The sequence below is a fragment of the Streptomyces sp. MZ04 genome (genome assembly GCF_004684775.1).
In the GTDB taxonomy this organism is placed as follows: Bacteria; Actinomycetota; Actinomycetes; order Streptomycetales; family Streptomycetaceae; genus Streptomyces.
Genome location: NZ_SRIC01000220.1, coordinates 1 through 14488, shown reverse-complemented (window position 1 = coordinate 14488; position 14488 = coordinate 1). Strand labels below are relative to the sequence as shown.

12 protein-coding genes are annotated in these 14488 nt (G+C 71.2%); 6 read left to right on the top strand and 6 right to left on the bottom strand.

The window, feature by feature from the left end; translation table 11 throughout:
- The 4 genes from E2651_RS32120 to E2651_RS32105 all read right to left on the bottom strand — a co-directional run.
- Positions 1-4232 (bottom strand): DUF3367 domain-containing protein (locus E2651_RS32120; RefSeq protein ID WP_135334779.1); only part of this gene is annotated, 4232 nt, incomplete at its 3' end.
- Positions 4229-4948, bottom strand: a complete 720-nt coding sequence (locus tag E2651_RS32115; protein ID WP_209446300.1) for a class I SAM-dependent methyltransferase — start codon at positions 4946-4948, stop codon at positions 4229-4231. The genes E2651_RS32120 and E2651_RS32115, both read right to left, overlap by 4 nt.
- The gene (locus E2651_RS32110; RefSeq protein ID WP_135334777.1) at positions 4945-6108 is read right to left on the bottom strand and encodes a glycosyltransferase family 4 protein; all 1164 of its coding nucleotides are present in this window, start codon (positions 6106-6108) and stop codon (positions 4945-4947) included. The genes E2651_RS32115 and E2651_RS32110 overlap by 4 nt, the downstream gene beginning before the upstream one ends.
- Positions 6109-6329: 221 nt before the next feature.
- On the bottom strand, positions 6330-7364 hold the full coding sequence (locus E2651_RS32105; RefSeq protein WP_135334776.1) for a DUF3068 domain-containing protein: 1035 nt from the start codon (positions 7362-7364) through the stop codon (positions 6330-6332).
- 191 nt (positions 7365-7555) lie between these two features.
- Here E2651_RS32105 and E2651_RS44270 point away from each other — a divergent pair, with 191 nt between their 5' ends.
- From E2651_RS44270 to E2651_RS32090, 4 genes are all read left to right on the top strand, one after another.
- Positions 7556-7711 (top strand): hypothetical protein, encoded by a 156-nt coding sequence (locus E2651_RS44270; protein ID WP_167828956.1) that lies wholly within the window; start codon positions 7556-7558, stop codon positions 7709-7711.
- An 8-nt stretch (positions 7712-7719) separates the two neighbouring features.
- Complete coding sequence (locus E2651_RS32100) at positions 7720-9030, top strand: helix-turn-helix domain-containing protein (protein ID WP_135334775.1); 1311 nt, start codon at positions 7720-7722, stop codon at positions 9028-9030.
- A gap of 9 nt (positions 9031-9039) precedes the next feature.
- The gene (locus tag E2651_RS32095; protein WP_135334774.1) at positions 9040-9888 is read left to right on the top strand and encodes an SMP-30/gluconolactonase/LRE family protein; all 849 of its coding nucleotides are present in this window, start codon (positions 9040-9042) and stop codon (positions 9886-9888) included.
- Between the two features lie 135 nt (positions 9889-10023).
- Positions 10024-10710, top strand: coding sequence for a hypothetical protein (locus tag E2651_RS32090; protein WP_135334773.1), 687 nt, complete (start codon positions 10024-10026; stop codon positions 10708-10710).
- A 4-nt stretch (positions 10711-10714) separates the two neighbouring features.
- On the opposite strand, the gene E2651_RS32085 is transcribed toward E2651_RS32090, so the two are convergent.
- Positions 10715-11185: a MarR family transcriptional regulator gene (locus E2651_RS32085; protein ID WP_135334772.1), complete on the bottom strand. Its 471-nt coding sequence runs from the start codon at positions 11183-11185 to the stop codon at positions 10715-10717.
- Positions 11186-11286: 101 nt separating this feature from the next.
- Between E2651_RS32085 and E2651_RS32080 the strand changes: the two genes are divergently transcribed.
- Entirely contained in the window at positions 11287-12324 is a 1038-nt protein-coding gene (locus E2651_RS32080) for an NADP-dependent oxidoreductase (RefSeq protein WP_135334771.1), read from the top strand.
- A gap of 154 nt (positions 12325-12478) precedes the next feature.
- Positions 12479-12907 (top strand): organic hydroperoxide resistance protein, encoded by a 429-nt coding sequence (locus E2651_RS32075; protein WP_135334770.1) that lies wholly within the window; start codon positions 12479-12481, stop codon positions 12905-12907.
- 75 nt (positions 12908-12982) lie between these two features.
- Here the strand turns inward: E2651_RS32075 and E2651_RS32070 are convergent, their stop codons facing one another.
- Positions 12983-14140, bottom strand: a complete 1158-nt coding sequence (locus E2651_RS32070) for a serine hydrolase domain-containing protein (protein ID WP_135334769.1) — start codon at positions 14138-14140, stop codon at positions 12983-12985.
- Positions 14141-14488: the final 348 nt, after the last annotated feature.

Genomic DNA, 14488 nt, shown 5'->3' with positions numbered 1-14488 from the left:
GCTTGGGGCGGCGGGCCCCATGGTGTCGCGCCGCTACCGCCGGGGTCGCTACCGCCGGGGTCGCCACCGCCAGGGTCGCCACCACCGAGGGGCACAGCAGCCCCCGCATCGGATCCCACGCTCACCAGCGCCGCGAACAGCGCGATGATCGCCAGGAGTTGGGCCGCGGGACCGAACGCCCCCTCGTCCGACGCGATCGGCTCGCCCGCACCGATGGCCGCCGCGATCCCCGCCCCGGCCATCGCCACGAAGGCGAGCGGCACGAGCAGGGCGTGGCGGCGCCAGGCAAGGAGCGCAAGTACCGGCACGATCAGCGCGAACCAGCCCGCGATCACCGCCGCCACCAGCGTCAGCGCCACGGCCCCGAGGATCAGGCCCGGGGCGGGCGGCGCCGTGTCCGGTGCGTCCGGGTTCGGCTCGCGGCGCCGGATCAGGACCAGGGCGACCAGGGCGAGCACCCCGACACCGCCGCCGATCAGGCCGATCTCGTAGACGCGCGAGGGCTCGTAGCTGAGCTTGACGGTGCCGCCCTCACCCTTGGGGATCAGCCAGCCCTGCTGCCAGCCGTCGAGGCGTACCGACGAGAGCTCCTCGCCGTTCAGCGTCGCCTTCCAGCCGTCGTTGATGTTCTCGTACGTCGAGAGATACGAGGCCGCGCCCGAGCCGACCGACAGCTCGCGCCGGTCGCCGCGCCAGTCCTTGATGTCCAGGGCGCGGGACTCGCGGTCGATCGCGCCCGGCGTGCCCTGCGTCAGCGACACGTCCATCAGGGTCAGCGGACCCGCGTCACCGGCCTCGACGGTGTGCTCGCCGGAGCCCAGCGACACCTTGGTGTTCTCCTCGCCCCGGCTGCAGAGCGTCACCTCGATGGGGCGCCGCTCCACCAGATCCCGCACCGAGCCCTTGGCGCTCGTCGCGTACAGCTTGCCGTCGACGGCGAGCTCTGGGCCCTTGCCGCAGGCCAGTTCGAAGGTCGCGGACGCGTCGGGCTGCGGCGTCCGGTACTTGTCCAGGGCCGGGACGTACACCTCGGTCAGACCCACCGGAAGCTGCAACTCGTCGTCCGCCACCGGGTTGTGCACCGTCAGCGGCGCCGTCTCGGTGATCGTGATGGTCATCTCGTCCGTGGTGATCGGCGCGAAGCGCGCCACGCCGTTCTCGTCGACGCCCACGATCGCGGCGCCGTCCGGCGAGCTGATCTCGATCTTCTCGGGACGTGTCGACAGACCACCGGCCGCCGGAAGGACGATCTCGTCGACCGCCTGCTTGTCCGGCCACTTCAGATGGACGACCGGACGGTCGCCGGCGATCCAGCCCGTCGTCAGGTCCCCGTCCGTCAGATTGCGCGGCGACAGACTCGTGCCGAGCCCCGACGTGGAGTCGGCGGTGGCGATGATCTGGTCCTTCTGCTCGGGCGCCACCTGGTAGAGCAGCTTGTCGAGCTCCTTGCCCGGTACGGCGACCGCGCTCGCCGCCACCTCGTAATCGGCGTCGGCCGGCGTCGTGAAGCGGCGGTGCAGGCCCGACTCGGTGTTCACCGGCGACAGCGCGCTCGGGTCCGACGAGCGGTGCATCGAGTACGTCGTCGCGTCGGCGCCGACCGCGGTGTCCCTGGACGAGCCGCCGGTGTCCGACGGCATCTGCAGGAGCTTCGTCACCTTCACACCGGGAACGGTGATCTCGGAGAACCCGGCGCCCGTCAGACCCGCGTGCCCGATCTGTGCGTCCAGGATCGTGATCTTCAGCCAACTCGACGCACCGGCGGGCGACTTGATCCGCTGCCGCATGCCGTCGGGCTGCAGGGTGCTGGTGGCGCTGCCCTGCTCGGTCTCCACCCGCACCTTCGTGGGCGCGGCCCGCACACCCTCCTGCGGCAGCGGGATGACCTTGATCGAGGACGGGATCGACTCCTTCGACCGGAACTCGGCCTTGATCCACGAACCCTTCGGCTTTCCGGGACTGCCCTCGGCCCATGCCGTCTCGGGGTTCCCGTCGAAGGCGTTCACCGGGTCGTACTGCGGCAGATGGAAGAGCCAGTTGCCGTAGCTCGACGCGGTGACGGACTTCGCGCCGCGCAGCCGCGCCGTCGTCTGGTGCTCGATCCCCTCGGTGGGCAGGATCTGGTGCGGCTTCTTGCCCGCGTCCTGCAGGGCGTCGCTCGCATTGCGTTCGCCCGGTCCGTACGTATAGGAGGTGTTGTTGTTGACCAGGCCGAAGCGGGTGTCCGCGCGGCGCAGTCCGTCACCGACCGCCTGGAGTCCGGGCGCCCCGATCCCCGGGTGGTTGTCGCCCGTCAGGACGGAGGGCCGGTCCCGCATCGCCGGGTCGGCGGAGAGCGGGAGCAGCGACTCGGGTCCGCCGCTCACCACCGCCGTGTTGGAGACCGCCTTGATCCCGGCCTGGCCGGGGCGTTCCGCGCCCGAGCCGGGAGCGTAGACCTCCACCGCGCGCTCGCGCGGATACAGGCCCTCGACCTGGAGGGGCGTGTCGTCGGGGATCTTCCCGCCGGTCTCGGTGGGGCCGAAGCCGGTGACCCGCTCGAATCCCGACTCCTCCAGGGTCCGCTTCACCGTCGCGGTCGGTACGTTGCCGATCTGGTCGGGGTCGAGGTCGTTGCGTACGACGACGTAGTACAGCCCGGCGCGGGTCAAGTAGTCGCGCAGGCCGGGTACTTCACCGCCCGTGGCGAGGGCCTGCTCCACCGCGTCCATCGCGCGCCGGTTGCCGGGCGTGCCGAACGGGACGTAGTCGCGCTGGGCCCAGCGGGATTCGGCGAGCACGTCGAGGGGCTGGTCGATGGGCGAGCCCCAGGTGTAGATGCCGTGCGCGGTCGCGGGCACGACGAGCGCGCGGGAGTCGGGGGAGTACTTCTCCAGCCAGTCGGCCGTCGCCTGCCAGTAGTTGGGCAGCTTCTGGAACGAACCGGGCTGCAGGATCGACCCGTTGAGGTAGGGGAAGGCGAGCCCTGGCAGTACGAGCACGGCGGCGATCAGCGGCGCGTACTTGCGGCCCCGCACCGGTCGCGCCCCGCGCGCCTGCGCGGCCACGCCCACCAGGTGCATCAGGCCGAGGACCAGCGCGAGCGCGAGGCCCGTCTGGAACTTGTAGATGTTGCGGAAGGGGACGAGCCCGCCGTTCAGCCAGCTCTGCACGGTCTCGTGGAAGGGCGCGCCGAACGCGCCGCCGTACCCGGCAAGCGTGACCAGGACGACCGAGAGCACGGTCAGGACGAGCCAGCGCCGCTCGGGCAGATCACGCCGGGCCAGGCCCGCGAGGCCGAGCGCGGCCGCGAGCGCCGAGCAGACGACGACGATCACGGAGGTCGCGACCGTCCATCCGGCGGGCAGCCAGGCCTCGCCGAAGTGCAGATAGGCGACCCAGTTGCCGGCACCGCGCAGCGTCTCCGTGGCCGACATCGTGCCGGTCGTGGTGGCCGAATTCTCCACGTACGGAAGGAAGTTCTCGCCGTAGATGCCGAGCATCAACAGCGGCACCACCCACCAGGCGGTCGCCAGGATCACTCCCGGAACCCACCAGGTGATCAGCTTCCGCTTGCGCGGTCCGTTCGGCCGGGAGAGGAGATAGAGGCCCACCGGGAGCAGGGACGCGAGCGTCGCCGCCGCGTTCACGCCGCCCATGAAGGGGATGAAGAGCGCGGAGCGGCACGCCGCCAGGCGGGCGCTGACGCGGTCGTTCGTCAGCGGAAGCAGCACCCACGGCAGGAACGCGCCGGGCAGCGCGGCCGCCGACGTCGACCCGACGATCACGGTGAACGTCGGCCAGAGCGCGTACGCCACCGCGCCGAGCAGCCTGCTCGCACTGTTGCCGATCTTCAGCCGCTCGGCGAGCCGCAGCGCACCCCAGAACGCGACCGACACGATCAGCGAGAGCCAGAGCCGCTCCGCGAGCCACACCGGCAGCTGGACGAGGTCGGCCAGGCCGTAGAACGGCAGCATCGGCCAGGTGTAGCCGACGTACTGGTCCTGGATACCGCCGAAGCCGCCCCGGTCGTGCCAGAGCTGGCCCAGGTCGGAGAGGAACTGCCAGGGGTCGACGGCGACGCCGAGCTTGGTGTCGAACGTCATCCGCCCCGGTTTGACGGCGAGGAAGAGCACGAGCACCACGGCCCAGAACCCCAGCAGCCAGCGCCGGGAGCGTGGCCCCCGTTCGGGTTCCGGGGCGGCAGTCGTGGGGCGGACCGCCGCCGGGGGTGGGGCCTGGACCGTGGTCATGGACACCGCCTGAGGATGAGGAGGAGATTCCAGGTGGCGAACTCGCGTACGCCAGGCACTTTCGTGATGCCAGCGGCCAGGAACGGCCAGTAGCGGGACCGCGCGGAGACGACGGAGACGTCGTCCCTGGCCCTGACCTGGCGCAGGGTCGGGCCGATGTGGTGGGCGAAGAGGTTCTCGCCCAGGGTGTGCTTGGCCTTCTTGCCGGTACGCCGCTCATAGCGGGCCCGGGCCCGGTCGGCGCCCAGGAAGTGCCAGGGCGCCCACTCGTGACCGCCCCACGGCGAGTACCAGTTGGTGAACGAGACATAGATCAGACCGCCGGGCCTGGTCACCCGCACCATCTCGCTGAGGAACGTCTGCGGGTCGTCCACGTGCTCCAGGACGTTGGAGGAGAACGTGACGTCGGCGACGCCGTCCGCCAGCGGCAGCAGATAGCCGTCGGCGACTACCGAGCCCTCGGGGGGCTTGGCGCCGAGCTCCGCCGGGTCCGGCTCGAAGAGGAAACTCTGCGCGCCGCGCCGCCGGAACTCCTCGGTGAAGTAGCCGCCGCCGCCGCCGACATCGACGACGATCCGGTCCTTGACCGCGCCGTACGCCTCGACCTGGTCGGCGGCGTCACGGGCGAGCAGCGTGTAGCACCGCTCGGGCTCCTGCTGCTCGCGCAGGAAGGCCCGGAAGAGGGTGAGGGAACGGCGCAGCGAGGGGTCCTTCACGGGGACCCCTGGGAGGCGTGACGCGCGACCGCCTCTGCGGCGACCGTCTGGAACTCGCGTACGGAATTGGCCCAGCGGTAGCCGGCGGCCCGCTCACCGGCGGCCTTGCCGAAGGCCGTCCGCCGCTCGGTGCTCAGCGCGAGGGAGCACCACGCGGCGGCGAAGGAACTCTCGCCGCGGGCGAGGAGCCCGGTGACGCCGTCCTCGATGGAGTCCCGGATGCCGGGTACGTCGAAGCCGACCGCGGGGGTGAACCGCGTGGCCGCCTCCGTGACGACCAGGCCCCAGCCCTCCACCGCCGACGGGTGCAGGAGCAGCCAGGCCTCGCAGAGCAGCCGGTGTTTCTCCGCCTCGGAGACATGGCCCTTGAACTCCACGCCGGGACCGGCGAGTTGCTCGAGCCGAGCCCGCTCGGGCCCGTCGCCGATGATCACCAGACGGCCGCCGGTGACGGGTCTGACGCGCTCCCAGAGGCGCAGCAGCAGATCGATGCGCTTGTACTCGACGAGGCGTCCCATCGCGAGGAACAGCGGCTCGTCGGAGCGCGGATGGAGGGGGCCCGGTTCCTCGACCCCGTTGTGGACGATGCGTATTCGCTCTCGCTCCACGCCTATCGCGCGCAGGGCGGTGGCCGTCGACGGCGAGACGGCCACGAGCAGGTTGCCGCGCTGGGCCCCCGAGAGCGACCAGTGCTCGAGTCTTCGGCCGAGCCGGGCCGCGGGGGCGAGCGCGCCCTGGAAGCGCATCCCCCACAGATCGGTGTGGACGTGGTTGACCAGGCACAGCGTGGGACCGCGGTGCCACAGCGGCGCCAGGTACGGCATGCCGTTGCAGACCTCGACGAGCAGATCGCAGTCGCCGACCTGCCGGGCGAAGGCCGAGCGCGAGCGCAGATAGTGCCCGAGGTCGCCGCCCGCCGACACCACGCGGTAGTCGCGGAAGGCGGCAGGACCCCCGCACAGCAGGGTGACCTGGTGGCCCAGCTTGCTCAGGCCGTCGGCCAGCCGGTCGACGAGCAGTTCGGACCCGCCCGCGGCCGGATTGCCGAGGTCGCGGCGGGCGAGGAAAACGATCCGGCGCGGCTGTGGGGGAGGCGCCGGAACGCGCTGCGCGACCCGAGGGGTGGCGGCGCGCAGCGGGGATGGCACGTGCTGGGGCATGCGTGCTCCAACTCGTCAGGGTGCGGATCCGTGGGGGGTGGAACCGTTCTGGTCAGGTACGGGGTCGATCAGGTGCGGGGTCTTGCGGAGGTGCTGTGGTCGGTCTGTGCGGGGGCGGTGCGGGGACTGTGCTCGGGTGGGGTGGACAGTTTTCGCCGCCCCGTTCGACGCGGCTACTCACCGAAGTGATAAGTTCGGGGGTTTCATTAGCTGACGTCTCATCACATCGTGGTGGGTTGCAGGGCAGTTGGTGACGTATCGCTGTTCGGACCGTCCGGCTCCGCTGCTGAACCCGGCCCTCCGGAACCATCGGCCCCACTGTTGGACCGCCGTCCCCGGACGACGAGCACGGCTCCCGCGGCGGCGAGCACCGCACCCAGCGCACCCGCGCCCACCGGCAGCGTCGTGCCCACCAGCTTCAGCCGGCTGCTGTCGTCGTCGGCGAGGCCGACCTGCGTCTTCTGCGTCTTGGTCGTGAACGCGATGCGCTCGCTGTCGAGCAGCACCGTCGCGTCCTTGTCGGAGCCCGGTGCCCGCAGCGTCTTGCGGGGTCCGACCGCGGCGTAGATGATCCGGCCCGTGGTCTTGTCGGCCACCAGCTCCACGCCGTGGTTGGCGTACCACTCCTCGGCCAGTACGTTGCTGCGCTTGGGCTGCCCCACCAGGCGGCCCGGCACGAGCCGGGTCCCGGTCTTCGCGGGCTTCACCTTCGCGGTGAACCGGTAGCCCTCGTACCCCTGGATCTTCTTGGTGCCGCGGAAGGTCAGCGGGACGGTCGCGCCCAGGGTGTTGTCCCACCAGACGTACGAGCGTTTCTCCACGTCGAAGGGGAACTTGAGGTAGGCCTCGCCCTCGAAGTACGGCTTCTCGCCGCAGCAGTGCACCGGCCTGTTCGTCTCGCGGTCGGTGACCCAGCGCTCCTGGGTGAACTGGAGCGAATCGTGCGGGTCCGCGGCCGGCAGGGACTTGTCGGGATCGACCGACGTGACCACGTCCCAGACCGCGTGTTCCTTGGTGCTGTCCTTCACGTCGCCGCGTACCTGACGCGTGATCGTGAGGTTCTTGTTATGCACCGTCTTGATCTTGTCGGTGTCGAAATAGCTGCCTTTGCCCTTGAAGACCGTAATGGTGTCGATGTCGACCGGCGTGCGTTTCGCCCGTGGTTCGACGTACCACGCGAGCAGCGGTGCCAGGACGAGCAGGAAGGCGCCGAGTCCCAGGAGGACCAGCGAGAGGGGCGAGGCTGTGCGACGCATCCGGCACTCCTGAGGGCGGGGGCGAAGGTTACCGAGCCGTATGGGGCCGGAACGCTAGGCGGACCCTTGACTTAGTGTCAATGCATTGATGAGACTGTGCTCTCGCCGGGCGGGGCCGGTAAGGGACTGTGCGAAACGCCAGCCGTGCGACCAGGGTGGGGACGACCTCCAGTAGAGAGGCTGACCCTGACATGCACCGATTGCTCGCCGCAGGACTGACCGTCGTGATGGCCGCCGCCCTCGCCGTGGCCGCCGCCCTCGGCATCGTCGCTGTCCTGAACGCGACCCCGGACCAGCCCAACACGCCCCTCGTTCACTACGAGCCGCCACGCGGGGGCAGTGAGTGACCGCGCCCGTGACCGAGAGCCACGGTTCGCTGTCCGTCCGTTCCGCCTGGCGGGATGTCCCGCCCCTGCTGGTACGGCGGTTCGCCGCGCTCGCCCTGGACGAAGTGCCCGCGCTCGCCCAGGACATCCTGCGGGAGATCCGTGCCGAGTACCCGGGCCTGCCCGTCGTCCTCGACGACTCGGGCGAGCCGATGGCGCTCATCGGCATCCGCCGCGCCCTCGAAGGCTTCGTCCAGCAGATCGCGGCGGGCGAGGGCCGGCCCTGCTATCCCCTGGAGGTCTTCCAGGAGTTCGGCCGCGGCGAGGGACTGCACGGCCGCAGCCTCGACTCGCTGCAGGCCATCTACCGGCTCGGCGTGCGCCTGGCCTGGCGCCGCCTCGCCGAGATCGGCCAGCAGATCGAGATCCCGCCCCCGGCCATGTACGAACTCGCCGAGTCGGGCTTCGAGTATCTCGACGGCCTGGTCGACCAGTCGGTACGCGGATACGCCGAGGCCGCTGCCCGGCAGGCGGGCGAACGGCTGCGTCTGCAACGGAAGTTGATGGAACTGCTGCTCTCCGAGCGGCGCGGCGAGGCGTGGACCGGGGTGCAGGGCGATTCCGCTTCCGCCGGTGGCCCGTACTCCGCTTCCGCACAGCCCGGCGGCGCCCTCGACGAGCGGGCCGCCCGCGTCGGCTGGCAGCTGCCCGAACGGGTCGCCGTCGGCGTCCTGCTCAGGCCCGCGCGGGAGGCCGTGGCGCCCGCCGTCGGGCAGGGCGTGCTGCTCGACATGGAGACCGAGCAGCCCCGCATGGTCATCCCGGACCCGGACGCGGCCGGGCGCCCCGAACTCCTGAAGCGCGCCATGGCCGGCTGGTCCGGCGCGATCGGCCCGCCCGTACCGCTCGCCGACGCCGCCAAGTCACTGCGCTGGGCCCAGGCCGCCGTCCGCCTCATGGAACGCGGACTGCTGCCGTCCGGCGAGGTCCTGCACTGCACCGAGTACACCGAGGCCCTGGTCCTGCTCCAGCCCGAGGAGCTCATCGAGGACCTGGCCCGCCGCTGCCTGGCACCCCTCGCACACTGCGGGCCCGCGCACGGCCGCCGCCTGGCCGAGACCCTCCTCGCCTGGCTGGAGACGCGGGGCGGTGCGCCCGAGGTGGCGGCGCGGCTCGGCGTCCACCCGCAGACCGTGCGCTACCGCCTGCGGCAGATCAGGGAACTGTGGGGCGACGAGGTGGACGACCCGGACCGCCGCTTCGAGCTCGAACTTGTCCTGAGGGCAAGGCGGTTGCGGGGAGAGCTGGGTTGGGTGGGCCGGCCGGGGGTGCGCGGGTAGCCTGCCGGGATGGACATAGCGGTACGCGCGCAGGCAGCACTCGGCGAGGGCCCCACGTGGGACGCCGCCGCCCGGCGGCTCATCTGGGTCGACATCCTGAGCTCACGCGTCCACACCTACGATCCGTCGACCGGGCACCGCTCGGTCATGGCCACCGAACAGCACGTCGGCGCCGCCAAGCCCCGCGCGGGCGGCGGCCTTGTGGTCAACCTCCGGGACGGCGTGGGCCTGTACGACGCCGCGTCCGACGGTTCCGCTTTCCGGTGGCTGCACCGCGCTGTCGTACCGGGCCGCCGGGGCAACGACGCCGCGGTCGCACCGGACGGCGCGCTCTGGGCGGGCACCATGTCCTACGACGAGACACCGGGCGCCGCCGACCTCATCCGCGTCACCGGCGACGGCACCGCCACCGAGGTGTTCGGCGACGTCTCCGTCAGCAACGGCATCGGCTGGAGCCCCGACGGCCGCCTCATGTACTACGTCGACACCCTGACCCGGCGCATCGACGTAATGGAACTGGGCGACGACCAACTCCCGCACTCCCGGCGCCCCTTGGCGTCCGTCGAGGACACGGCCGGCTACCCCGACGGACTCACCGTCGACGCCGACGGCTGCGTCTGGGTCGCCCTGTGGGACGGCGCCGCCGTCCGCCGCTACACCCCGGCCGGCGCCCTGGACCGGGTGATCGAACTCCCCGTGGCGCGCCCCACCGCGTGCGCGTTCGGCGGGACCGGCCTGCGGGACCTCTACATCACCAGCGCCCGCACGGGACTCGACGCGCCGCACCCGCTCTCCGGCTCGGTGCTCGTGGTGCCGGACGCGGGCCGGGGCGTGGCACAGGCGGCGTTCGCCGGATAGAGGTGCTTTCAGACCGTGTTGACCGAGTAGCACCACATCCACCCGGCGCATTCCGCTGGAACATTCGATTCCGCACACAACCTTCACGGCAGTCGCTTCCTCTGTTCCCCGTGGCTCACTTAGCCTCCATGCCTCATGGACTACTGCCACCCGTGCCACAGGCACCTCAACGGCGCCCTGGCCTGCCCGGGATGCGGAACCCCGGCCGAAGCCTGCCGTGAGTACGGGGAGGCCGTCGCCGAGCAGGAAGCGGTGGACGGTCCCGAGGGTGCGTACGACGAAGAGGCGCCGCGCGTCCGGGGCCGCCGCCGCAAGGAGCGCGCCCGCAAGGCGCACCGGCGCAGGCGCCGCAGGATCCTGCTCGCCACGGCCGGTCTCGCGCTCGCCGCGGGAGGCCTGAGCCTGGCCGAGCTCGGCACCGAGGGCCCCTCCGGCGACTCCACGGCGTCCGCCCCGGACGGGGACGCGGGCGAGCGCCCCTCGGCACGGGAGTCGGCGGGCCAGGACGAGGAGACCGCGTACGAGGACGGGTCCACGGCGACCGCGTCGGCCACCCCCACGGCATCGGCGTCCGCGGCCGACAAGGCGGCGCGGGACGCGAAGAAGGCCGAGAAGGCCGCCAAGGACGGTGAGGCGGACAAGGCCGACGGCGGGTCCGGTTCCGAGACCCCGGCCGCCACCTCCGCGCCGGACGGCCCCGACACCCCGAACACTCCGGAGACCACGCGCCCGGCGCCGCCGCCGATCTCGCAGAAGCCCGACCCGAAGCCGGTACCGACCCCGTCGGAGACGTGCGACCGCTTCCTGTGGTGGTGCACGTAGCGGGTCAGCCCGCCGTGCCCTGCGTGTCCTCCGCGTCCTCGCCGATCATCCTGCGCAGCAGCCCGCGCAGTGAGAGCCGCTCCTCGTGCGTGAGCTCGGCCAGCGGCTCGCGGGCGAAGCTCAGGGAGTCGCGCAGGCTCCGTGCGATCTGCCGGCCCTCGTCCGTGGGGGCGGCCAGCTTCACCCGGCGGTCGGCCGGGTCGGGCCGCCGCTCGACCAGGCCGCGTGCCTCGAGCCGGTCGACGATCCCCGTGATGTTCGACGGCTCGCACTTCAGCTTCTGGGCGATGCGCCGCATCGGGACCGGTTCGAGCGTGAGAAGGCCGAGGACGCGCGCCTGCGCTCCGGTGAGGGCGTGCCGGCCCGCCGCCTCTTCGTACTCGTCGTGGTAGCGCGCCACGACCGTGCCGATCAGCTCGACGACTTCGAGCGTCAGGGGGTCGGTGCGCGGGGGGCGTGAGCTGCTGGTGGCCATGGCATCAGACTACCCAGTTACTTGACATCATCAAATATGTAGGCGCATGGTTGTTTCACTACTTCAAGCATTGTTCGCATTGTTCCAGGAAGGCCCCCCGCATGTCCGTCACCCCCGAGTCCGCAGAGCTCCCCGCCGTCAGCCGTGAATGGCACCTCGTCCGGCGCCCGCACGGATGGCCGGTCCCGGAGGACTTCGCGCTGCGTGAGGCCCCCGTCACCGCCCCGGCCGACGGTCAGGTCCTGGTCCGCAACCTGCACTTCTCCGTGGACCCGTACATGCGCGGCCGCATGAACGACGTGAAGTCCTACACGCCGCCGTTCCAGCTGGACCACCCCATGGAGGGCGGCGCGGTCGGCGAGGTCGTCGCCTCGAACGCCGAGGGCCTCGCGGTGGGCGACCACGTCCTGCACTTCGGCGGCTGGCGCGAGTACGCGACCGTCCCGGCCAAGCACGCCACCAAGGTGGACGGCAAGGCCGCGCCGCTCTCCGCGTACCTCGGCGTGCTCGGCATGACGGGCCTGACGGCGTACGCGGGCCTCTTCGAGGTCGCCTCCTTCAAGGAGGGCGACTCGGTGTTCGTGTCCGGCGCCGCCGGTGCCGTCGGCGCCCAGGTCGGCCAGATGGCCAGGCTCAAGGGCGCATCGCGGGTCATCGGCTCGGCGGGCTCGGACGAGAAGGTGAAGCTCCTGGTGGAGGAGTACGGCTTCGACGCCGCGTTCAACTACAAGGACCCGCGCCCGGTGGCCGAGCAGCTGAGGGAGGCCGCCCCCGACGGGATCGACGTCTACTTCGACAACGTCGGCGGCGAGCACCTCGAGGCGGCCATCAGCCGCATGAACGTGCACGGCCGCGCCACCATCTGCGGCATGATCGCGGGCTACAACGACACCGAGCCGACGCCGGGCCCGCGCAACATGGCCATGATCATCGGCAAGCGGCTTCGCCTGCAGGGCGTACTCGTCGGGGACCACGCCGCGCTGCAGCCGCAGTTCGTGGCCGAGGTCGGCGCGTGGATCCGCTCCGGCGAGCTCAAGTACAACGAGACGTTCGTCGAGGGCGTCGAGAACGGCGTCGAGGCGTTCCTGGGCATGCTCCGCGGCGAGAACACGGGAAAGATGATCGTTTCCCTCGTCTGAGCCGTGGTGCGGCATGAGCCGCGCGGCCCGAGCTCTGCGTTCTGAGCCCTGAGACGGGCGACGGATGGGCACTTTCCGGCATCCGATAAAGTCTTTCCACAATGCCGCGACTGTGGGCGCGCAGAGCGGCTCGTCTCAGGAGGAACCGGCACCTATGTCCATCCAGCAGATCGCCGTCAAGTACACCGCCGTCGCCACCGCCGAGAACGGCCGTGACGGCCGCGTCGCCACCGACGACGGCAAGCTCGACGTCGTCGTCAACCCGCCGAAGGAAATGGGCGGCAGCGGCGCCGGCACCAACCCCGAGCAGCTCTTCGCGGCCGGCTACAGCGCCTGCTTCCAGGGCGCGCTCGGCGTGGTCGCCCGCAAGGCGAACGCCGACATCTCGGGCTCGACCGTGACCGCGCAGGTCGGCATCGGCCAGAACGAGGCCGGCGGCTTCGGCCTGGAGGTCGCGATCACCGCCTCCATACCGAACGTGGACGCGGCCACCGCGCAGTCCCTGATCGAGCAGGCCCACCAGGTGTGCCCGTACTCGAGCGCCACGCGCGGCAACATCAAGGTGGAGCTGGCGGTCGCCTGACCAGCACTCCGTGTACGTGAGAGAGGGCCGCATCCCGAAGCCGGGGTGCGGCCCTCTCCCACGTGGCCCGGCCGGTCAGCCGGTGACCGCGGCCGTGTGGATGACCCGCACGAGACGCTCGTCCTCCGGGGGCGGCCCGCCGGGGAAGGGGAACCGGCGCCGCGTATAGCCGTACGCGAGCCCGCTGCGCGGATCGGCGAACGCCTGCGAGCCGCCCACACCCTTGTGCCCGATGGACCCCGCGCCGAGGAACGGGTACCCGGTTTCGGCCGTGTTCTGGAATCCCACCCCGTACGACCTGTGGGCCTGGATCACCAGGTCGTACCCGCTGGAATGGATCTGCCCGAACTCGGCCACGGTGTCCGGCTTCAGGAGCGGCTCCCGCCCGTCGAGCCCGCCGACCGCCGCCGCGTACATCCCGGCGAGACCGCGCGCGGAGGCGACACCGCCGACGGACGCGGGCCCCTTGGCGCGTACGAGGCGGGAGTTGGGCAGCGCCTCCAGGTCGGTGGGGTGTGCGCCGTTGCGGTTGAAGGCGATGGAGTTCAGGGTGTCCGGCTGGGGCGGCTGCGCGTCGAGGAAGGCGCGCTCCGTGACGGACGGGATCATCGGCAGTACGGAGCGGAAGCGGGGCTCGAGTGCCTCGGGGAGCCCGAGGTGGAGGTCGAGCCCGTACGGTGCGCGGACGCGCTCCTCGTATATCTCCCGCAGGGTCCGCCCGGTGACCCGGAAGACGACTTCACCGGCGAGCGCGCCGATGGAGAGCGCGTGATAGCCGAAGGCGGTGCCGGGGCGCCAGTAGGGGCGTTGGGTGGCGAGGCGGGCGGCGATGGCGCGGTCGTCCGCGATCTCCTCCGGAGTGAATCCGGTGTCGGCGCCGACGATGCCCGCGCGGTGCGAGAGCAGTTCCCTCAGGGTGACGCGGCCTTTGCCCCCGGCGGCGAACTCCGGCCAGTAGTGGGCCACTTCCCTGTCGAGGTCGAGGATTCCGTCCTGCACGAGCAGGGCGGTCGTGAGGTGGGCCGCGCCCTTGGTGGACGAATACACCGCGAACAGCGTGTCACCGTCCGTGTCGGGCCCCACCCAGAGGTCGACGACCTGCTTGCCCCTTACGTACGCGGCGAGTTGAGCGGCATGATCGGGCTTCTCTCCGGCGAGTACGCGGGTGAACTCGTCCCGAACGGCTTCGTATCCGGTGGCGGTGGTGCCGTGCACTTTGATCTCACGAGTCATGGGTCCATTCTTCTTCCCCAACCCCGCCCCTTCCCGAAACCATGGGGCTCCGCCCCCTGGACCCCCGTACAAGATGGCCTCAAACACCGGCCGGGCTGAAAGTAATCAGCCCGTCCGGCGCTTGAGGACGAACTCGGCGGAGCCGGTGATCGTTGGGGAAAGAACCGCCGGAGGCAGAACCTCAGCCCACGCTCAGCAGCGCCCTCCCCACCTGCGAAAACACCCCCTTCGGATGGTCACGGAACAGCGGCTCCGTGCCGAAGAGGACGACCGCCGAACCCGACGCCGCCGAACCACTCACCACGGACGCCTTCCCCGCCGCATCCCCAGGACCTGTCTCTTATACAC